We start from the raw sequence: 24116 nt of genomic DNA, 5'->3' as shown, positions 1-24116 counted from the left end.
GCCCTGTCCTCGCCACCCCTCGATCATCACCCCCTGCTCACGCTGGTTCCCCGCCGAATCCAACGCCGGGTCCTGCGCCAACACCAGGCGCACCACCCCGTCATACCGCCCTTGCGGCTGATACACCGTGCGCAACGCCGCCGCGTAAGTGCGCGCCGGCCCATCCATCGCCTCCAGCGCCGCACGCGCCGGCAACAACCCCACGCTCACCATCCCCCCATGCAACGCTTGTCGCTGCGCCACTTCATCGCGCCCGGCAAAGTCCACAGGATCAATCCCGAGCGACTTCCCAGCCGCCAACTGCATCGCCTCGATCAACCGCAACAACGCCGCCGTCGAGGTATATGCCTTGCCCGCACGCCCCGGCGACTCGCTGTCGATCACCGTCAACGACCCCACCTCACGCCCCATTGCCTGCAAGCGCAGCGCCATTTCCAGTGCCACCCAGCCGCCGAACGAATGCCCGACCAGATGCACCGGCCCCTCGGGGCACTCCTGTTCCAGCGCCGCCAGGTAACACTGGGCCGCCGCTTCCACCTGGCTATGGGGCACCGCCTCGCCATCCAGCCCCCGCGGCTGCAAGCCATACAGCGGCCAGTCGCGCCCCAGCGCTTCGCTCAAACCCACAAAGCCGGTGACGCTGTCTCCCGCGCCTGGCACGCAGAACACCGGCGCATAACCGGCGCGCCCGCTCTGGATACGCAGCAAGGGTGAGTGCGCCGCGCAACTCACCGGAGTACTCGCCGCCAGCGCTCGGCTCATGGCCTGGCCAAGGCTCTGGATATGCGGCGCCTGCATCATGCTCTGGTGATCCCCCGGTACCTGCACCTGGCGCAGTTGCCCAGGCGCCAGGGCGATGTCCCAACCCAGCGCGGCACTGCGCCGCGACAATTCGGTAGGCCGCTGCTCGGCGCTGAACAAGTGAACCGGGATCGGCAGCGGGAACAGGCTGTAGTGGGCCAGGGCATGCCCATGCCCGACTTCCCGTTGCAAAAAGCTCAGCAGGTCGGCGTCCGTCGCCGCTGCCATTTGCGCGTATAGCAAACCTTGATCGCGACAGCGTTGCAGCAGAGCCGCAAAGTCCAGCTGTCCAAGGCCTGCCTCCAGTTGTTCCAGGTTCGCCAGCTCATCCACACCTCCCTGTGCCTTCCAATAGGCCGTGCACTGCAACAACAAATGCCGCTTGAGGGCATCCGGCCCGCTCCAGCGTGACTTGCCCTGGTCGGTCATGCGCGGCACGTAGCTGTCGATCAAGCCCAGAAACGCCACGGCCTCATCCTGCCCCAGCAACTGCATGGCAACTTCATAGGCCAGCACACCCCCAAAGGACCACCCCGCCAACCGGTAAGGACCGTGGGGCTGGATCTGGCGAATCAGCCCGACCATGCGCGCGGCCAGGCCTTCCATGCTGTCCAGATGCGCCTCGCCGAGCGCCAGGCCCGGCAGGCCATATATCGGGTAATCGCCAGGCAGGTGCTGGCCCAGCGCCGGGAAGTACACGTCCATGCCACTGAACTCGTGCACCAGGAATAACGGTGCCTGCGCCCCGCGGCTACGCACTGTGATCACCGCCGTCTCAGGTAGCACGTCGTCACCGCGCAGGCGCAGCAGCGCCGCGACCGAGGCCACGCTGGCATGCTCGAACAGCTCGGCCAGCGACACCGGCAACCCGGCCTCGTCCAGCCGATTGACCAGGCGAATTGCCAACAAGGAATGCCCGCCCAGTTCGAAGAAACTGTCATGGCGCCCCACCTGCTCAAGCTTCAATACCTCGGCCCACAGCTGGGCCAAGGTCTGCTCCAGTGCATCGACCGGTGCTTCAAATGTGCCGCTGGCCGAAGCCGCCCACGTCGGTACCGGCAAGGCTTTGCGATCGACCTTGCCATTGGCCGTCAACGGCAGTTGCTCAAGGATCACAAAGGCCGACGGCACCATGTAGGCCGGCAAGTGCGCCTGCAGATAAGCACGCACCGGCTCGATGCCGACCGGCTCGCCCGCCCAAGTGAAATAGGCCACCAGGCGTTTGTCCCCCGGCACGTCTTCGCGGGCCAGCACCACCCCCTCGCGGATTCCGGAGAATGTCGCCAAGCGTGCTTCGATCTCACCCAGCTCAATGCGAAAGCCACGGATCTTGACTTGGTCGTCATTGCGCCCGATGCACTCCAGCAGGCCATCTGCGGTCCAGCGTCCGAGGTCGCCGGTGCGGTACAGCAAGGCGCCTGGATTGAACGGGTTCTGCACGAACTTTTCCGCCGTCAACTCAGGGCGGTTCAGGTAGCCCTGGGCGACACCGTCGCCGCCGATGCAGATTTCGCCGGTCACCCCCAGGGGCAGCAGGTGCAACTGCGCATCCAGCACGTAGACCTGCGTGTTGGAAATGGGTCGCCCTACCGGCACGCTGTCGGCTTCAGCGGCAATGGCGCGCACTTCAAAAGTGGTGGCGTAGGTGGTGGTTTCGGTCGGCCCGTAGCAATGCACCAGGCGCAGCCCCGGAGCCAGCCCCAGCAGGTTGCGGAACGCCGCCGGGTCGGCACGCTCGCCGCCGCACAGCAAAATACGCAAGTCGGCCAGGGCCTGGGGAATCAGTTGCACATACTGGTTGAACAGCGCCGTGGTAACGAACAGCACCGTCACGCCGTTGAGTGCCGCGCCGAACGCCAGCGGGTCGAGCAAGGTGGCGTGGTCAATCACCTGCACCTGACCGCCGTTGAGCAACGGCCCCCAGACGTCCATGGTGCTGGCATCGAAGGCCGGGTTCGAAGCGAAGGCCACGCAGTCATAGGGATTGAAATCGGCGTAGCCGTTGTTGAGCACCAGGCGCGTGATGCCACGGTGAGGCACCAATACGCCTTTGGGCATGCCGGTGGAGCCGGAGGTGTACATGATGTACGCCACGCTCTGCGAGGATTGCGGCAGGCCCGGGTTGTGGTCGGGGTGCGAGTCAAGGCCCAGGGTGTCCAGGTCCAGGCGCTGCGCCGCGCTCTCCACGCTGCAGTCGCTACCGGTCAACAGCCAGGCCGCGCCGCTGTCTTGCAGCATGAAGCCCTGGCGTTCGGCCGGCGCGCTGATGTCCAGCGGCACATAGGCGGCGGCGCATTTGAGAATCGCCAGTTGGCTGACCAGCAACGCCACCGAGCGTGGCAGCAGGATCGCCACGTTATCGCCGGGGCACACACCCAGGCCGACCAGGTGATGGGCCAGGCGGTTGGCGCGGCGGTTGAGTTCGCCATAGCTTATCCGTTGTTCGCCGTGCAGCACCGCCACCGCGTCGGGGCGCGCCTGCGCGTGTGCTTCGAACACCTGCTGCACGCTGTGTTCACGTGGGAACGCACGAGCCGTAGCGTTGAAGCCCTCAAGCAGTTGCTGGCGTTCAGCCAGGGGCAGGATCGGCAAACCACTGAGGGCGATGTCGCTGCGTTCTTCCAGTGCCTGCACCACCTGCACCAAGGCGTTATGCAGGTAGTCGCCCAAGCGTCGGGCCCCCTGCCCCATGGCCGTGAGGCTGAAACCGTCACCCAGGTCATCCACGCTCATCGACACGCCGTAGTGGGTGTGTTCCTCGGTCTTGAGCACCTCGATCCCCTGCCACGCCTCGGCCACGCCCCCGGCCTGGGGCGCACTGTGGCGGTAGTTGAACAGCACGCTGAACAACGGCGTGGCCATGGGTACGCCGCTGCAACGCTGGGTCAGCGCCAAGGGCGCGTGTTCATGGCTGAGCAGTTGGGTCAGGCGCCCATGGGTGGCACGCAGCGCGGTCAGTACCGAGTGTTCACCCAGGTCGACTCGCAGCGGCAAGGTATTGATAAACACCCCCATGGCGCGCTCGGCACCTTCGCCGCTTTGCAGGCGACCGAGCATCACCGTGCCGAACACCACCTGTTCACGGGCGCAGACCGTGCCCAGCACATGGGCCCAGGCCAGGTGCATGAGGCTGGCGGCGCTGACTCCCGCTTGACGCGCCTGGTTGCGCAGGCGCCGACTCAACCCCAGGTCGAGATTCACCTTCACGCGCTCATCGGCACCCAGATGCGGTACGTCGGTGGGTTCGTCGACCTCAGCGAGCATCTCGCGGAAAAAGGGCTCGTGGTCCTCAGCGCCCAGACGAGTCTGGGCCACGTAGTTGCGGTACGGCACGGGCACGGCCAAGGTGTCTTGCGTGCCCAACAGGAAGGCCTGCATTTCGTGTTGCAGGATGTCCAACGCGATGTGGTCCATCACCAGATGGTGGAACAGCAACGTCGCCACCACCCGCTGCGACTCCTCGGCATACACCAGGCGCATCAAGGGTGCCTGGGCGAGGTCCAGGCGTGGCGGCACCGAGCCGTTTTCAATACGTAATGAGGCGGTGCGCCATACCACCTGCACCGGCTCCTCCAGCCCGTCCCAGTGGAAGGATGAACGCAGGATGTCATGGCGCTGGATCACCGCCTGCAAGGCATGGGCAAAGGCGTCCAGGCGCAGGCGGCTGTCGAAGGCAAACTGCGCCTGCAACACATAGGCGTCCTCACCTTGCACGGCGCGATGCTGATACAGGATGCCGGCCTGCAAGGGTGCCAGCGGGTAAATATCCTGCACATTCGCCGCACCGCCGGGGATGCTGGCAACGATGCGCTCGATGGCAGCGGGGTCCAGGGTGATCAGCGCAAGCATGTCCGGCGTAATCCGGGTGCAATCGGCCGCAATGCGATTGGCCGGCACCGTCACTTCACGCCCACCGCCCAAGGCCGCAGCCAGGGCGGACAAGGTCGGTTGGCCGAACAGCACTTTCACATCCGCCGACAAGCCCAGGCGGCGCATGCGCCCGATCAGGCTGACTGCCAGCAATGAGTGGCCACCCAATTCAAAGAAATTGTCATGCCGACCCACGCGCTCCACGCTGAGCAATTCGGCCCACAGTGCGGCCAGGGTGATTTCCGTATCACCCACGGGCGCTTCATAGTCGCGCACGCTCAACGCGTCCAGGCCCGGCGCCGGCAGTGCCTTGCGGTCGAGCTTGCCGTTGGGGCTCAGCGGCAGCGCCTGAAGGTGCATAAAGCTCGTCGGCAGCATGAATTCCGGCAGGTGTTGCAGCAGGTGGGCGCGCAGGCTTTCGACGTCGCTCGGCACGCCGGTGTAATAGGCGATCAGGCGCTGCTCGCGGGCAATCACGGCAGCTTCCTGCACCGCTGGATGCTCGGTCAGGCGCGCCTGGATTTCCCCCAGTTCGATGCGCAGGCCACGAATCTTCACCTGGTCATCATTGCGCCCCAGGTACTCGAGAGTGCCGTCGGGCAAGTAGCGACCCACGTCACCGGTACGGTACATGCGCCCCGGGGTAAACGGGTCGTCGAGGAAGCGTTCGGCTGTCAGCTCAGGACGGTTGAGGTAACCCCGCGCCACCTGCACGCCGGCGATAAACAATTCACCGACCACCCCCAACGGCACCGGCTGCAACTGCTCGTCCAGTACATACAGGCGCGTATTGGCAATCGGCTTGCCGATGGGGGTGTTATCCGGCACCACGGCGCCTGCGCAGTCCCACGCGGTGACATCCACCGCCGCTTCGGTGGGGCCATACAGGTTGTACAAGCCAACCCCCGGCAATTGCTGTTTGAAGCGCCGTACCAGGCTGCCCGGCAGGGCTTCGCCACTGCACATCACCCGCACCAGCCCGGCGGCCTGGCTGACATCGCCGTGGGCCAGGAACACGTCAAGCATCGACGGCACAAAATGCAGCGTCGTGACCCCCTCGGCCTCGATCACCTGGCACAGGTAGTCAGGGTCTTTATGCCCACCAGGGCGAGCCATGACCAGGCGTGCGCCGGTGAACAGCGGCCAGAAGAACTCCCACACCGACACGTCGAAGCTGAACGGGGTTTTCTGCAAGACCGTATCGCTGGCGGTCAACGCGTATTCGTCTTGCATCCACAGCAGGCGGTTGACCACCCCAGGGTGTTCGTTGATCACACCCTTGGGCTGGCCGGTGGAACCGGAGGTGTAGATCACGTAGGCCGCCACGCTGGCCGCCTGCGGGTTATGGGTGGGCTGGTGCTGCCAGGTGGGCGAATCCAGGTTTAATACTGGAACGTCGCCCAGTAACGCGAGGGTGGTGGACTGGCCCAGCACTACCGTCGGCGCGCTGTCGTGGAGCATGTAGGCGATGCGTTCCAACGGGTAGGCCGGGTCCAGCGGCACATAGGCGGCGCCGGCCTTGAGGATCGCGTACAGGCCGATGACCATGTCCAGGCCACGCTCCACGCAGATCGCCACCCGCGCCTGGGGCTGCACACCCAGGGCTTGCAGATGATGGGCCAACTGGTTGGCGCGCGCGTTCAGTTCGGCATAGCTCAGTTGCTGCGCGCCCGCCTTCAGGGCAATGGCCTGGGGTGTACGCAGTACCTGGGCTTCAAACAGGCCGTGCAGGGTCTGGTCGAGGTTGTACTCAACGGCGGTGGCGTTGAAATCCACCAGCAGTTGCCGACGCTCGCGCGCATCCACCAGCGGCACCTGCGCCAGCACCGCCTGGTCATTATCGACCATGGCCTGCAACACGCGGGTGAAATAACCGACGTAACGCTGCATCGTCGATTCGTCAAACAGGGCCACGGCATATTCCAGCGCACCGAGGATGCTGCCCTGCACCTCCCCCAGGTTCAACGACAGGTCGAACTTGGCGAAATGGCTGTTCTCGACAATGCTCTCCAGGGCCAGGTCGCCCAGGGCCAGGGTCGGCGCGCTGCTGTCCTGCCAGCTCAGCAGGGTCTGAAACAGCGGGCTGTGGGCCAGGCTGCGCGGCGGCCGGGTGATTTCCACCACCTGCTCGAAGGGCAAGTCCTGATGGGCCTGGGCTTGCAGCGTCAGCGCCTTGACCCGCGCCATCAACGCCTCGGTGCTCAGCTCGCCCGAGGTGTCGATACGCAGCGCCAGGGTGTTGACGAACAGGCCAATCAGCCCTTCGACTTCGGTGCGCATGCGGTTGGCCACCGGCGTGCCGATCACCAACTCGGGCTGCCCGGACAAGCGCGCCAACAGTGAAGCCCAAGCGCTCATCAAGGTCATGTACAAGGTGGTGCCATGGCGTTGGCTCAAGGCCTTGAGCCCGGCGGTGAGGCGTTCATCCAGGCGCACTTCGACGCTGCTGCCAGCGTAGTCCTGCTGCGCCGGGCGCGGGCGGTCGGTGGGCAAGGTCAGCAACGCCGGCGCACCGGCCAACGCCTGTTGCCAGTAGCTGCTTTGGCGCTGCAGCACCTCGCCGCTCAGCCACAGGCGTTGCCACACGGCAAAGTCGGCGTACTGGATCGGCAAGGGCGGCAGCGGGTCGGCGTGGCCGTGGCTGAAAGCCTGGTACAGCGCCATCAGCTCGCGGGTCAGCACGCCCATGGACCAGCCGTCAGAGACGATATGGTGCAGGGTCAGCAACAGCACATGGTGATCATCGGCCATCACCACCAGGCGCCCGCGCAGCAACGGGCCGCGCTCAAGGTCGAACGGTGCCGAAGCTTCGCCGTGGATCAGCGCGTCCAGGGCCTGTTGCGGCTGCGGATGGCGACGCAGGTCCTGCACTTGCAGCGGCAATACCTCTTCGGCCGGCACGACCAGCACCTGGGCCTGGTCACCCTGCTGGGCGAAGCGGCTGCGCAGGGTTTCATGCCGCCCCACAATGCGCGCCAGGGCCCGTTGCAACGCTTGCACATGCAACTGCCCGCGCAACCGCAAACCGATGGGAATGTTGTAGGCGGTGTTGGCCCCTTCCATCAAGGCCAGGAACCACAGGCGTTGCTGGGCGAAGGACAGCGGCACGTCCTCATCACGGTTGGCCGGCAAGATATCCGGCAAGGTGCTGCGACCGGCCTGGGCCAGTACCTCGGCGACCGCCGCCAGTTCGGCGTTGGCAAACAGGTCGCCCAGCGCCAACTCGACGCCCAGCCGCTGGCGCACCTGGGACACCATGCGCATGGCCAGCAGCGAATGCCCACCCAGCTCAAAGAAATGGTCATAGCGCCCCACGCGCTGCACCTGCAACACATCGGCCCAGATCTGCGCCAGCACGGTTTCGATTTCGCCCAGGGGCGCGGCGTACTCGCGGGTAAAGACGGCGGCCATGTCCGGCGCCGGCAGGGCCTTACGGTCAAGCTTGCCATTGGCCGTCAGTGGCAGTGCGTCGAGTTTCATGAACGCGACGGGCACCATGTAGTCCGGCAGATGCGCCACCAGGTGGGCGCGAATCTGGGCCACCGTCAGCGGGTCCAGTTGTGGGTTTTCGGTGAAGTAGGCCACCAGCCGTTCTTCACGCACCACCGCCACCGCTTCCAGAATCCCGGGCAACTGGTTGAGCTGGGTTTCGATTTCGCCCAGTTCGATGCGCACGCCACGGATTTTCACCTGGTCATCGTTGCGCCCCAGGTAATCGAGTGTGCCGTCCGGCAGCCAGCGCACCAGGTCGCCGGTGCGGTACATGCGTCCTTCGTTGAACGGGTCGCGCACAAAACGCTCGGCGGTTAGTTCCGGGCGGTTGAGGTAACCGCGTGCCACGCCCTTGCCGCCCACGTACAACTCCCCCGCCACCCCCAGCGGCACCGGACGCTGGTGTGGGTCGAGCACGTAGACCTTGGCATTGGCCATGGGCTTGCCGATATGCAACGGCTGGCCCGCCTCGACCTTGCCGGAAGTGGCCACCACCGTGGCTTCGGTGGGCCCGTAGTTGTTGATCAGCTCAAAGCGCTGCGCCCGCCCGAACTGGCGCAGGCGGTCGCCACCGACCAGCAAGGTGCGCAAGGTCGGGTGCTCGATGTTCTGACTGAAGGCGTATTCCGCCACCGGCGTCGGCAGAAAACTCACATCCAGTGGCTGCGCGCACCACCAGGCCAGCAGTGCGTCGATATCTTCGCCGCCCTCATGGGCCGGTGGCAGGTGCAAGGTGGCGCCCACACACAGCGCCGGCCACACTTCCCAGGCCATCGCGTCAAAGCCGAAACCGGCAACACTGGCGGTATGCCGCCCGGCGCGCAGGTCGAAGGCGCTGCAATGCCAGTCCACCAGGTTGGCGACGCTGTGGTGTTCCACCATCACCCCCTTGGGCAAGCCAGTGGAGCCGGAGGTGTAGATCACATAGGCGAGATTCGTCGGGCCGACGGCGATTGTGGGGTTGCTCGCCGAATGGTGCTGCCAGGTGAATTGGTCCAGGTTGATCACCGGCACTTCCAGCACCGGCAGGCGCGTCAGCAACGCATACTGGGTGAGTACCGCCACCGGCGCGCTGTCGCTGAGCAAATAGTGGAGACGCTCGGCCGGGTGGGACGGGTCCACCGGCACATAACCGGCGCCGGCCTTGAGAATCGCCAGCAACCCGGCCAGGGTGTCGAGGCCGCGCCGCGCGACAATGGCCACGCGGTCGTCGGGCTTGACCCCCAGCGCCAGCAGATGATGCGCCAGCAGGTTGGCTTGCTGGTTCAATTCGGCGTAAGTCAGTTGCCGGCCCTGATGCACAGCGGCAATCGCGTGCGGCGTGAGCGCGGCCTGGGCTTCGACGCGGCCATGCAGGGTGGTGCCTTGGGGGAAAACGGTCTGGGTGGTGTTGAACTGTTCCAGCAGCAAGCGCTGTTCGGCAGCGGGTACCACCGAGAGTTGATCAAGCGCGGTATGGGGGGCCTGCTCCAGTGCGCTCACCAGGTTTTCCAGCGCGGTGTGCAGGTAGGCGCAGACGCGCTGAGGGTCAACCAGGGTGCTGGCCAGCAAACTCAGGCCGAAGCCCTCACCCAGGTCGTCCACGCTCAGGGTCAGCGGGTAGTTGGTGCGTTCCTCGGCGCGCAGTGGGGTGATGCCGTGCCAGGCCGACACCGCCTCGGCGCTGGCGGCGGGCGCGCTGTGGCGATAGTTGAGCAGCGCGCTGAACAGCGGCGTCGGCGCGAGCACGCCACTGCAACGCTGGGCCAGGGCCAACGCCGCGTGCTCATGGCGCAGCAAGGTGGTCAGGCGTGCGTGGGTGGCCTTGACTGCGGTGCGTACGTCCTGGGCGTCTACGTCCACGCGAAACGGCAAGGTATTGATAAAAATGCCCAAGGCGCGGTCGGTGTCATGGCTGCCCTGCATGCGCCCCATCAATACGGTGCCGAACACCACCTGGGCCTTGCCGGCCAACACCCCCAGCACCTGGGCCCAACCCAGGTGAAACAGGCTGGCGGCGCTCACGCCCAGTTGGCGCGCCTGCCCGCGCAAGCGCTGGGCCAGTGCCGGCGCCAATGGCAGGCTGACTTCAGCGATACCCCGCGCATCACCTTGCACGTCCTGCAAACCGAACGGCAAGGTGGGCTCGCTGATATCGCCGAGCATCTGCCGGAAGAAACGTTCGTGCTCCTGCTCGCTGATCCCCAACCGCGCCTGCGCCACATAGTTGCGAAACGGTACGGCCTGGCCCAGGGCCGCGCCTTGGCCCAACAGGCACGCCTGCATTTCGTGGCACACCACGTCCAGGGCGCTGTGGTCGAGCGCCATGTGATGGAACAACAGGGTGGCGACGATGCGCTGGTTGGCCGGGTCTTCAGCGCGCACCAGGCGCAGCAACGGCGCCTGGGTGACGTCGAGGCGATAGTGGCGGGCATCAAACAGATCATGCAGTTGCGCGGCGATATCGCCATCGGCCGGGTCCAGCATCAAGGCTTGCACCGGCAGGCGTGCCTGGCGCCACACCACTTGCGAGGGTTGCGTCAGGCCATCCCAGACCACCCCGGTACGCAGGATGTCGTGACGGTCCATCACCCGTTGCAGCGCCTGGGCAAACGCATCGAAACGCGCAAGGTTGTCAAAGGCGAACTGCGACTGCATCACATAGGGGTCACCCTGCTCGGCACTGACATGGTGGAACAGGATGCCTTCCTGCAACGGCGCCAACGGGTAGATGTCCTGAATATTCGCCACGCCGCCCTGCACCGTGGCGACAATACGCTCGATCTCGTCCTGGCTCAGGGTCGACAGGGTCAGCATGTCGGGGGTGATGCGCTCGGCATTGGCCGGGATGCCATTGGCCGGCACCTGCACCTCACCGGCCTTGGTCGCGGTGTATTCACCGGCCTTGATCAGCTCGATCAGCGCCGGCTTGTGTTCACGCAAGGCGGCCAAGATCGACGGGTCGCTCAAGGCTTGCTTGTTGCCGTTCACCGACAACTGCTCGCCCTTGAGCGCCAGTTGCACATCCTTGGTTTTCAGGGTTGCCAGCAGCTCGAGGATGTTCACAGGACGATCTCCATTCGTTCGGTCATTGCGGCGTAGCCGGCCAGGGTCGGTTGTTCGAACAAGCCCCGCACATCGGCTTCCATGCCTTCCTGGCGCAGGCGCCCGATCAAGCTCACGGCCAGCAGCGAGTGCCCGCCCAGTTCAAAGAAGTTGTCGTGGCGCCCTACCCGTTCCACCTTGAGCAGCTCGGCCCAGAGCTGGGCCAGGAGGATCTCGGTGTCGCCTTCGGGCGCCGCGTACTCACGTACCTGCAAGGCGTCCATACCGGGTGCAGGCAGGGCCTTGCGGTCGAGCTTGCCGTTGGGGCTCAGGGGCAAGGCGTCCAGGTGCATGAACAGCGCCGGCACCATAAAGTCAGGCAGGTGCTGCAACAGTTGGGCGCGCAGGCTTTCGATATCGGTGGGCGCGCCGGTGTAATACGCGACCAGGCGCTGGTCACGGGCGACGACCACGGCGTCCTTGACCGCCGGATGCTCGATCAAGCGCGCCTGGATTTCCCCCAGTTCGATGCGCAGGCCACGGATCTTCACCTGATCGTCGTTGCGCCCCAGGTACTCGAGCGTGCCGTCGGGCAAGTAGCGGCCCAGGTCACCGGTGCGGTACATGCGCCCGGGGGTGAACGGGTCGTCGAGGAAGCGCTCGGCGGTCAGCTCAGGACGGTTCAGGTAACCCCGCGCCACTTGCACGCCGGCGATGAACAGCTCACCGACCACGCCCAGCGGCACCGGCTGTAACTGCCCATCGAGTACATACAGGCGGGTGTTGGCAATCGGCTTGCCGATCGGGGTGTTGTCCGGCACCTCGGGCCGTGCGCAGTTCCAGGCCGTCACGTCCACTGCCGCCTCAGTGGGGCCATACAGGTTGTACAAACCAATCCCCGGCAACTGCTGCTTGAAACGCCGCACCAGGCTGCCCGGCAAGGCCTCGCCGCTGCACATCACCCGCACCAACCCCGCCGCCTGGCTGACATCGCCGTGGGCCAGGAATACATCGAGCATCGACGGCACAAAGTGCAGGGTCGTGATCTGCTCCGCCGCGATCACCTCGCACAGGTACGCCGGGTCCTTGTGCCCTTCAGGGCGCGCCATCACCAGACGCGCGCCGGTGAACAGCGGCCAGAAGAACTCCCACACCGACACGTCGAAGCTGAACGGGGTTTTCTGCAACACCGCATCGTGAGCCTTGAGGCTATAGGCGTCCTGCATCCACAACAAGCGGTTGACCACCCCCGCATGTTCGTTGATCACGCCCTTGGGTTGGCCGGTGGAACCGGAGGTGTAGATCACATAAGCCGCGTGTTGGGCAATGAGGTCCGGTACTTGCGGGTTGATGGCGGGTTGGTGTTGCCAGGTGCTGTGGTCGAGGTCGACTACCGCCACGTCCCCCAGCAGGCTGCGGGTGGCGCTTTGGGCCAGCACCACCACCGGCGCGCTGTCGTGCAGCATGTAGGCGATGCGCTCTGGCGGGTACGCCGGGTCCAGCGGCACATAGGCACCGCCGGCCTTGAGGATGGCGAACAAACCGACGACCATGTCCAGGCCGCGCTCGACGCAGATGCCCACCCGTGCATCCGGGCGCACACCGCTGTCACGCAGGTGATGGGCCAGGCGGTTGGCGCGTTCATTGAGTTGCTGGTAGCTCAAGGTGTGCTCGCCGGCCTTCACCGCCACTGCCTGCGGGGTACGTACAACCTGGGCTTCAAACAGCCCGTGCAGGGTCTGGTCGAGGTTGTAGTTCACCTCGGTGGCGTTGAACTGCACCAGCAGTTGTTGCCGCTCTTGCAGCCCCAGCACCGGCAGGCGGTTCAGCGCCTGGTGCGGTGCCTGCTCAAGAGCCTCGACCAGGCCGCTCAACGCGTTATGCATATAGCCGCACACCCGTTGCGCATCCATCTGGGCCAGGGCGGTGAATGCATAGCCGTCGCCCAGGTCATCCACGTTCAAGGTCAGCGGGTAATTGGTGCGCCCGTCATTGACCAAGGTCTGCATGCCTTCCCATGCCAACTGCGCATCCGCCGAGCGGGTGGCGGCGCCGCGATGGCGATAGTTGAGCATCGAGCTGAACAAGGGCGCCGGGGCCGCTACGCCACTGCAACGCTGGGCCAACGCCAGGGAGGCGTGTTCATGGCCGAGCAATTCGGTCAGCCGCGCATGGGTGGCCCGCACGGCGGCGCGGGCGCCCTGGTCGTCGATATCCAGGCGCAGCGGCAAGGTGTTGATAAACACGCCCAGAGCGCGGTCGGCTCCCTCGCCGCCTTGCAGACGGCCCACCAGTACCGTGCCGAACACCACCGTATGGCGCGCCGATACCGCGGCCAGCACCTGCGCCCAGGCCAGATGGAACAGGCTGGCAGCGCTGACCCCCAGCAGCCGTGCCTGGCTGCGCAGGCGGCGGTTGAGCTGGCTGTCCAGTTGCAGGGTGTGTTCGTCGATGGCATTGCCGTCGCCGCGCACGTCCTGCCAGCCGAACGGCAACGTCGGTTCGTCGACATCGCCCAGCATCTGGCGGAAGAACTGCTCATGCTCCTGTTCGCTGACACCCAAACGGGCCTGGGCCACATAGTTGCGATACGGCATTGGCGCGGCGGTGGGCGCTGCGTGGCCCAACAGGTGGCCCTGCATTTCGCGCAACACCACGTCGAAGGCGGTGTGGTCCAACACGATATGATGATAGAGCAACACCGCCACCACGCGCTGGTTGGCCGGGTCCTGGGCGTACATCAGGCGGATCAGCGGCGCCTGGCTGATCTCCAGGCGATACCGCCGCGCATCAAACCGCTCGTGCAGGCCGGCGAGTACGTCACCTTCCAGTTGCAGTTCCTGCACGCACAACTGCGCCTGGCGCCACACCACTTGCAGCGGTTGCGCCAGGCCCTCCCACACCACCCCGGTGCGCAGGATGTCGTGGCGGTCGATCACCTGTTGCAGTGCGCGCATAAAGGCCTGCAGGCGCTCCACACCGTCAAACGCCAGGTGTGATTGCAGCAGGTAAGGATCGCCCTGCGCCGCCGTGAGGTAGTGATAGAAAATCCCTTCCTGCAACGGCGCCAGCGGGTAGATGTCCTGCACGTTGGCAGCGCCGCCAGGCACCTGGGCCACCACCTGGTTGATCGCCGACTGGTCGAGGTCCACCAGGGCCAGCATGTCCGGGGTGATGCGCTGGCAACCGGCACTGATGCGATTGGCCGGCACCTGCACTTCGCGGCCACTGCCGACAGCGGCGGCCAGCGCGGCCAGGGTTGGCTGGCTGAATAGCACGCGCACATCGGCGCTGAGGCCGGCTTGGCGCATGCGCTCGATGAGGCTGACGGCCAGCAATGAATGGCCGCCCAGTTCGAAGAAGTGGTCATGGCGACCCACTTGCTCCACCTGCAACACCTCGGCCCACAGCCGCGCCAGGGTGGTTTCGACGTCACCCTGGGGGGCTTGGTATTCACGGCTGAGCAAGGCGCACTGGTCTGGCTCTGGCAATGCCTTGCGGTCCAGTTTGCCGTTGGCGGTCAGGGGCAACTGATCAACCCGCATGTAGGCGACCGGCACCAGCGCCTCGGGAAGTTGGGCCTGCAGGTGCGCACGCAAGGTCTCGATCTGCAGCGGGCGCTGTTCGGTGAACCAGGCCAACAGGCGGCCTTCGCGCACCAGCACCACGGCCTCGCGGATGCCGTCCAGTGCCGCCAGGCGGCTTTCGATTTCACCCAGTTCCACCCGCACGCCGCGCAGTTTTACCTGGTCGTCGTTACGGCCCAGGTACTCAAGGTTGCCATCGGGCAGCCAACGCACCAGATCACCGGTGCGGTACATCTGCCCTGGGTTGAACGGGTCTTGCAGGAAGCGCTCGGCCGTCAGCTCGGGACGGTTCAGGTAACCCCGCGCCACGCCGCTGCCGCCCACATAAAGTTCACCGGCCACACCCACCGGTACCGGACGCAGGTGCGCATCCAGCACGTAGCTGGTGGCATTAGCGATGGGCCGGCCGATATGCAACACCTGCCCGGCCCGCACGCGGCCGGAGGTGGCAACCACCGTGGCTTCGGTGGGGCCGTAGTTGTTGACCACCGCAAAGCGCCGCTCCTGGGTGAACTGACGCAGGCGGTCACCGCCGATCAGCAGGATGCGCAAGGTGGGGTGCTGCTGGGGCAGGCTGAACGCGTACTCGGCCACCGGGGTGGGCAGGAAACTCACGTCCAACGGCTGTGCCAGCCACCAGGCCAGCAGTTCATCGATGTTTTCGTTGCCGATGTCGGCGGGTGGCAGGTGCAGGGTCGCGCCGACGCACAGGGCCGGCCAGACTTCCCAGGCCATGGCATCAAACCCCATGCCGGCCACGCTGCTGGTGTGGCTCACCGCTGTCAGACCAAAGGCCTCACAGTGCCAATGCACCAGGTTCTCCACGGTGCGGTGTTCCACCATCACGCCCTTGGGCAGGCCGGTGGAGCCGGAGGTGTAGATCACATACGCCAGGTGCGCGGGCGTCAGGGCGGGCAGTTGCGGATTGCTGACGGCGTGGCGCTGCCAACCGGGGTCCTGCAGATCGACCACGGCGACGGGCCCCAGCAGCTCCCGCGTGCTGGTCTCGGCCAGCACCGCCACGGGCGCGCTGTCTTGCAACAAGTAGGCGATACGCTCGGCGGGGTACGCCGGGTCGATCGGCACATAGCCCGCGCCAGCCTTGAGAATGCCCAACAGCCCCACCAGCATCTGCGGGCCGCGACGGCAACACAATGCCACGCGGTCATCGGCTTGCACGCCGAGTTCCAGCAAGTGATGAGCCAACTGGTTGGCCCGTTGATTGAGCTGCTGATACGTCAGCGCCTCGCTGCCTTGCTGCACGGCAATGCGATGGGGCTGGCGCTCGGCCTGCACCTCAAACGCACCGTGCACCGTCTGGCCACGGGGGAAGTCGTGGGCAGTGGCGTTGAACTCGCGCAGCACCGTGTCGCGCTCTGCGGCGGGCAGAATCGGTAACTGGCGCAGCGCGCGGTGGGGCGCCGTCTCAAGGGTGGCAACCAGTTGCTCCACGGCGCTGAGCATGTAGTCGCACAGGCGCTGCGCGCCGATTTGCGGCACGGCCAGCACGCTCAGGCCAAAGCCTGCGCCCAGGTCATCCACGCTCAGGGTCAGCGGGTAGTTGCTGCGTTCTTCACCGCCCAGCAGTTGCACGCCTTCCCAGATGCCGTGGCCGTCGCGGGCCATTTCGCCTGGGTTGCTGTGGCGGTAATTGAGCAAGGCGCTGAACAACGGCGTGCTGGTCGGCACACCGCTGCAACGCTGGGCCAGGGCCAGTGACGCATGCTCATGCCCGAGCAAGGCGCTCAAGCGTGCATGGGTGGCTTTGACCGCCTGCGCTGCGCCGGCTGCAATATCGACCCGCAGCGGCAAGGTGTTGATAAACATCCCCAGCGCACGGTCTGCGCCCTCGCCGGCTTGCATACGGCCCATCAGCACCGTGCCGAATACCACCTCGTCGCGGCCCGAGACCAGGCCCAACACCTGGGCCCAGGCCAGGTGCATCAGGCTGGCGGCGCTGACGCCCAGTTGGCGCGCCTGCTGGCGTACACGCTGGGCCAGGCCCGCTTCCAGGTGCACCTCGGCTTCTTCGATTGCACGACCATCGCCCTGCACATCCTGCAGGCCAAACGGCAAGGTGGGCTCGTCAACCTCGGCGAGCATGTCGCGGAAAAACTGCTCATGCTGCGCCACACTGACGCCCAGTCGCGCCTGGGCCACATAGTTGCGAAACGGCGCGGCGGCGGGCAAATCCTGGGCCTGGTTGAACATAAAGGCACGCATTTCCTGGCCGACCACTTCCATGGCGGTGTGGTCCAGCGCCAGGTGATGGAACAGCAGGATCGCCGCGACCCGGTTGTGCGCCGGGTCCTGGGCATAGACCATGCGCAGCAAGGGCGCCTGGGTAATGTCCAGGCGGTAGTGACGCGCATCGAAACGCTCATGCAGTTGCGCCATCACGTCGCCGTGTGCCGGGTCGAGCATCACCTCGTGCACCCCCAACTGGGCGGTGCGCCACACCACTTGCACCGGGCTTTCGAGCCCTTCCCACACCACAGCGGTACGCAGAATGTCGTGGCGCGCCACCACCTGTTGCAGCGCGCCCATAAAACCGTGCAGGCGCTCGGCAGTGTCAAAGGCCATGCGCGATTGCAGCAGGTACGGGTCGCCCTGCTCGGCGCTGATGTGGTGGTAGAGAATGCCTTCCTGTAGCGGCGCCAGCGGGTAGATATCCTGGATATTCGCTGCACCACCCGGCACGCTGGCGACAATCCTCGCGATGGCCTGCGGGGTGAGTTGCACCAGGCTCAGCATCGACGGTGTGATCTGTATGCAGCCGGTGGGGATGCCATTGGCGGGCACCACGATTTCTCTGCCGCTGCCCACGGCTGCCGCCAGCGCGGCCAGGCTTGGCTGGCTGAACAACACGCGCACATCGGCGCTCAGGCCCACCTGGCGCATGCGTTCGATCAGGCTGACCGCCAGCAACGAATGCCCGCCCAATTCGAAGAAATGATCATGGCGCCCCACGCGTTCAAGCTTGAGCACGTCCTGCCAGATCTGCGCCAGCAGGCTTTCCACCTCGCCTTGTGGGGCTTCGTAGCCACGGCTGATCAAGGCAGCCTGGTCGGGTACCGGCAATGCCTTGCGGTCGAGCTTGCCGTTGGCGGTGAGCGGCAACTGCGCCAGCCACACATAAGCCGAAGGCACCATGTAATCGGGCAACCGGCCTTGCACATGAGCTCGCAGGGTTGCGATATCCAACGTTGCGTCGGCGGTGTAATAGGCCACTAACCGTTTGTGGCCAGGCTCGTCTTCGCGAACCGATACCACAACGTCCCTGATCCCGGCACAGGCACACAGGCACGCTTCGATTTCACCGGGTTCGATACGAAAGCCACGAATCTTCACCTGCAGGTCATTGCGCCCCAGATACATCAAATTGCCGTCGGCTCGCCAGCAGGCCAGATCACCGCTGCGGTAGAGTTGGCCATCGCCGAATGGGTTCGGGACGAATTTTTCCGCGCTCAGCTGAGGCAGATTCAAGTAGCCTTTCGCAACGCCCGCACCGCCGATATAGAGCTCGCCGGTCACACCCACGGGCAGCGGTTGCTGGCGCGCGTCCAGTACATAGGCCTGAGCGTTGGCAATCGGTCGACCAATCGGAATAGCGCCCTCGCCAAGGGTAGTGATCTCAAACGTGGTGGAGAACGTGGTGGCTTCGGTCGGGCCATACCCATTCAGCAGATGCTGGGGTTTGCCGAGCTTGAGTACCCGGCCAATCACCTGAGGGTCAAGCACGTCGCCGCCGACGATCAGGTAGCGCAATTGGCGGAACACCGGCATCAACGCATCGGCGTACTGATGAAATAGCCCGGCGGTCATCCATAACACGCTGACCGCCTGTTCCCGCAACAGCTCGGCGAACGCGGCTTGGGATAACAACTGCACCTGCTCGACCACCACCACACAACCGCCATTGAGCAACGGCGCCCACACCTCGAGGGTGCTGGCGTCAAATGCCGGGTTGGAAGCAAAGGCCACCCGGTCGTGGGCATTGAATTCGGCAAAACCGTTGTTAAGCACCAGCCGCGAGATAGCGAGGTGGGGCACTTGCACGCCCTTGGGCGTCCCGGTGGAGCCGGAGGTATAGAGGATGTAGGCAACGCTCTGCGCGGATTGGGCCGGGTCGGGGTTAGCGGGCGACTGCGTGTCCAGATCCAACTGCGCCAGGTCGTCCAGCACATGGCGTGCGCCGCTGTCTTTGACGATGAAGGCCTGGCGTTCGACAGGCGCGTTGACGTCCAGCGGCACATACACCGCAGCGCACTTGAGGATCGCCAGTTGGCAGACCAGCAGATCCAGGCAACGCGGCAAGGCAATCGCCACGCTTTCGCCGGGCTGCACCCCCTGGCTGATCAGATGATGGGCCAGGCGGTTGGCACGGCGATTGAGGTCACGGTAGCTCAGTGACAGCTCGCCCTGCACCGCCGCCGACGCTTCAGGGCGGGCCAGCGCCTGGGCTTCAAACAGTTGCGAGACAGTAAGTTGCGAGGGGTATTGCCGGGCGGTGGCGTTGAAACCTACCAGCACTTGATGACGCTCGGAAGGCGGCAGGATCGACACCGCCTGCAGCGGCGTGGTCGGCGCATGTTGCAGCGCGCTCACCACATGGCGCAACGCGGTGAGCATGTACTCACCCACGCGTTGCACATCCAGGTGCGCGACGCCTTGCACCGTCAGCGCAAAGCCACTCCCCAGGTCATCAACGTTGAGCACCAGCGGATAGTTGCTACGTTCTTCGGAGCTGAGAATCTCGATACCGGAAGCGGCAAAGGGGTTGTCCCCCGGCGCTTCATCGGCTGCGCTGTGCCGGTAGTTGAGCAAGGTGCTGAACAGCGGCAGCGAGCCCGGCACGCCACTGCAACGCTGGGCCAGGGACAACGAGGCATGTTCGTGCCCGAGCAGTTGCGCCAGGCGCGCATGGGTGGCGCGCACGCCGGCCTGCACGCCGACGCTGCCAACGCTGACCCGCAGCGGCAAGGTATTGATAAACATCCCCAGCGCCCGGTCCGCGCCCTCGCCGCCCTGCATACGGCCCAGCAACACGGTGCCGAATACCACCTCCTGCTGGCCAGACACCTGGCCCAGCACCTGGGCCCAGGCCAGGTGTACCAGGCTCGCGGTGCTCACGCCCAGTTGCCGCGCCTGTTCGCGCAAGCCCAGGTTGAGCGCAGGCTCCAGCGGCAGGCGCGCTTCATGGATGCCGCTGCCGTCACCGTTCACGTCCTGCAAGCCGAAGGCCAGGGTCGGCTCGTCGATGTCGCCCAGCATCTGGCTGAAGAAGGCTTCATGCTGGGCCTGGGTGACACCGAGGCGGGCCTGGGCCACGTAGTTGCGATACTGCACCGCGTCAGGCAGTTGTGCGCTGTGGCCATGCAGGCTGGCACTCATCTCTTTGACCAGCACGTGCAGGGCCGTGTGGTCGAGGAGGATATGGTGCAGCAGCAAAATGCCGACCAAGCCGTGGCTGTCCTGCGCATACGCCAGGCGCATCAGCGAGGCGCGTGACAGGTCCAGGCGATAGTGGCGTGGGTCGAAACGCTGTTGCAGATGCTCCAGTGCATCACTGCCCAGCGCATCCAGGCGTTCGATCACCAAGGGTGCCTGGCGTAACACCACTTGCACCGGCTCTTCCAGGCCCTCCCAGAGGATGGCGGTGCGCAGAATATCGTTGCGCTCGATCACCGTGTGCAGCGCGTTGACAAACCCGTCGACGGCGCCCTGGTCGTGAAACCGCAACTGCACCTGCAACACGTAGGGGTCGCCCTCGGTGGTCGCCAGGTGGTGGTAGAGAATGCCGGCCTGCAGCGGCGCCAGGCCGTAGATGTCCTGCACGTTGGCAACGCCACCGGGCACGGCCTCAAGGATATGGTCGATAGCGGCCTGATCCAGCTCGACCAGGGGCAGCATGTCCGGGGTTATGGCCTGCGTGTCTGCTTGAATAAGGTTGGCCGGCACCTGCACGGTCTGCTGGCCGCCCACCGCCGCAGCGAGCGCCGCCAAGGTCGGTTGACCGAACAGCACGCGCACATCGGCGCTGAGGTCGACCTGGCGCATGCGTTCGATCAGCTTGACCGCCAGCAGCGAATGGCCGCCGAGTTCGAAGAAATTGTCCTCACGACCGACACGGTCGACGTTGAGCAGGTCTTGCCAGAGCATGGCGAGGGTGGTTTCCACCGCCCCCTGGGGCGCCGCATACTCGCGCCGGGCCACGGCGTCGGCATCGGGTGCGGGCAAGGCCTTGCGGTCGAGTTTGCCGTTGGTGGTCAACGGCAGCGTATCCAGGCGCACGAAGGCGCTGGGCACCATGTGTTCGGCCAGGCTCAGCAGTAGATGGTCACGCAGGGCGGCCACGTTGAGTTCGCCATCGCTGATCACATAGGCCACCAGGCGTTTGTCGCCCGGCTGATCTTCACGGGCGATCACCACCGCATCGCGCACGCCGCTGGCAGTGGCCAGGTGCGCCTGGATTTCACCCAGTTCGATACGGAAACCACGGATCTTGACCTGGTCATCGTTACGCCCCAGGTACTCGACACTGCCGTCGGCCAGCAGGCGGCCGAGGTCGCCGGTCTTGTACATGCGCAAGCCGGTGGCCGGGTCGGCAAGGAAGCGTTCGGCATTCAGCGCCTGGCGGTTGAGGTAACCACGCGCCACCCCGGCACCGCCCACGTACAACTCGCCCACCACACCCAGGGGCAAGGGCTCATGGCGCTCATCCAGCACATACAACTGCAAATCGGGAATACGCACGCCAATCGGGCTCACGCCGACCAAGTGCGCGTCGGCCGCTTCCAGCGCACGGTAGGTCACATGCACGGTGGTTTCAGTGATGCCGTACATGTTCACCAGTTGCGTACCGGCATTCACTGCCCGTGCGTACCACGGCTTGAGCATGCCCGGTTCCAGGGCTTCGCCGCCGAAAATCACTTGGCGCAAGGAATGGGACTGGGCACTGTTGCCCTGGGACGCGATCAACTGGCGGAACGCGCTCGGCGTCTGGTTGAGGATGCTCACCTGGGCGTCGCACAACAGCGCGTAGCACTCATCCGGCGAGCGGCTGACCAGTTGCGGCACGATCAGCAACTGGCCGCCGTGCATCAGCGCGCCCCAGATTTCCCACACGGAAAAGTCGAACGCGAAGGAATGGAACAGCGCCCACACATCGTGCGGGTTGAACCCGAACCAGTGGTGGGTGGCGCTGAACAGGCGTGCGACCTGGCGATGCTCGATCATCACGCCCTTGGGCTGGCCAGTGGAGCCGGAGGTGTAGATGACGTAGGCCAGATTGGCCGGGCTCAGGTGCAACCCAGGGTTGGAGATGGGCAACGGGCCCAGGTGGTCCAGGTCGATCCGGGCCAGTGCGCCGGCCCGCTGCGCCGTGTTGGCCTGCACCAGCACCACCACCGGCTGGCTGTCGGCCAGGGTGTAGGCGATGCGTTCCTGGGGATAGGCCGGGTCGATGGGCACATAGCCCGCACCGGCCTTGAGAATGCCAAGCAGGCCGATGATCATCTGCGGGCCACGCTCCACGCAAATGGCCACACGCGCGTCGGGGCACACACCGTGGGCCAGGAGCGCGTGGGCGACCTGGTTGGCGCGTTCGTTGAGTTGGCGGTAGGTCAGGACGTGGTGCTCGAAGCGCAACGCAATGGCATCGGGCTGGGCAGCGGCGTGGGTTTCGACTTGCTGGTGGATCAGTTGGGTGTCGGCGTAATGCGTGGGGCAATGATTCAAAGTGTGCAGCAAATGGTGGCGTTCAGCGTCAGGCAGGATGTTCAGGCCGCAGAGCGGCATATCCGGTCGTTGTTCAAGGGCGTCGGCCAGGCTTTGCAAGGCCGTATGCAGATAACCCGCAACCCGCTGCGCGCCAATGGACGCATCGACCATCACGGTCAGGGCGAAGTCTTCACCCAGGTCATCGACGTTCAGCGTCAGCGGGTAATTGGTGCGCTCCTCGGCGCCCAACACCTGGATGCCGTCGGCGACTTCGATCACCGCCGCCATGTCGGTGGCGGCGCTGTGACGGTAGTTGAGTATCGCGCTGAACAGCGGCGTAGGCGCCGCCACGCCGCTGCACCGTTGTGCCAGCGCCAGGGACGCATGTTCGTGATCGAGCAAGCGCGTGAGGCGCTCATGGGTGATCTTGACCGCAGCGCGCACGCCCTGCTCACCCACATCCACCCGCAGTGGCAAGGTGTTGATGAACATGCCCAAGGCCCGCTCACCGCCCTCGCCTGCGCCCATGCGCCCGAGCATCACGGTGCCAAATACCACCGCCTCCCGACCGGAGACTGCACCCAGCACTCGCGCCAAAGCCAGGTGCATCAGGCTCGCCACACTCACCCCCAGCGGGCGCGCCATGCTGCGCAGGCGGCGGCTCAGAGCGCTGTCGACGGGGATGCGCACTTCGTCGATCCCTTGGCCGTCGCCCTGCACATCCTGCAGGCCGAACGGCAGGGTCGGTTCATCGATATCCGCCAGCATGTCGCGGAAGAACGCCTCATGGGCCTGCTCGCTGACGCCATGGCGCACCTGGGCGATATAGCTGCGAAACGCTACCGGTGCAGGGGCCTGGGCTTGCTGCCCGGCCAGGTACAGCTGGATCTCATGCCGAACGCCATCCAGGGCCGTGTGATCAAGGATGGTGTGGTGGAACAGCAGCATCGCCACCACCCGCTGGTTGGCCGGGTCGTCAGCGAATACCAGGCGCAGCAGCGGCGCCTGGCCCAGGTCCATGCGATAAGCGCGGGCATCATAACGAGCGAGCAATTGAGCGAGGCGGTCAGCACCGTCCAGAGGCACCTCTTCGCAGGCCAGCACAGCCTTGCGCCACACCACTTGCAGCGGCTCGTCCAGGCGCTCCCAGACCATGGAGGTACGCAGGATGTCGTGACGGTCGATGACCCATTGCAACGCCTCGGCAAAGGCCTCAAGGCGTGCGCGGCTGTCGAACACGAACTGCGCGTGCAGCACGTAAGGGTCACCCTTCTGCGCCGAAAGATGGTGATAAAGCATGCCTTCCTGGAGCGGCGCCAGGGGGTAGATATCCTGCACATTCGCCGCGCCGCCTGGGACCGCCGCGACGATGCGGTCGATGGCCGGCTGGTCGAGGTTGACCAGGGCCAGCATGTCCGGTGTGATGCGGTAGGCCGGGCTCAGCCAGTCACCGCCATGTTCGGCGACCAACTGCAACAGTTGGGGTTTGTGCGCGATCAATTGATCCCAGAGCGCGTCGTCCAACGCTTCGTCATCGCCCAGGACGATCAGGTCGCCCTCTTCGGTCTGCAGACGGATCGCATGGGTGGAGATCGCTGCCAGTAAGTCGCTGAACTGCAT

2 protein-coding genes are annotated in these 24116 nt (G+C 65.3%); both read right to left on the bottom strand.

Annotation, left to right across the window (positions count from 1 at the left end):
• Positions 1 to 11208, bottom strand: an 11208-nt coding sequence (locus JFT58_RS13185; RefSeq protein ID WP_198834392.1) for a non-ribosomal peptide synthetase, incomplete at its 3' end; no start/stop codon positions are given.
• Positions 11205 to 24116 carry a non-ribosomal peptide synthetase gene (locus tag JFT58_RS13180; RefSeq protein ID WP_103299382.1) on the bottom strand — a complete coding sequence of 4304 codons (12912 nt, stop codon included), beginning with the start codon at positions 24114 to 24116 and terminating at the stop codon, positions 11205 to 11207. The genes JFT58_RS13185 and JFT58_RS13180, both read right to left, overlap by 4 nt.

The sequence above is a fragment of the Pseudomonas sp. MF6767 genome, from assembly GCF_016405475.1.
GTDB classification, from domain to species: Bacteria; Pseudomonadota; Gammaproteobacteria; order Pseudomonadales; family Pseudomonadaceae; genus Aquipseudomonas; species Aquipseudomonas paracarnis.
Note: the sequence above shows the minus strand (reverse complement) of the source record. Positions and strands in the feature narration are given on the sequence as shown.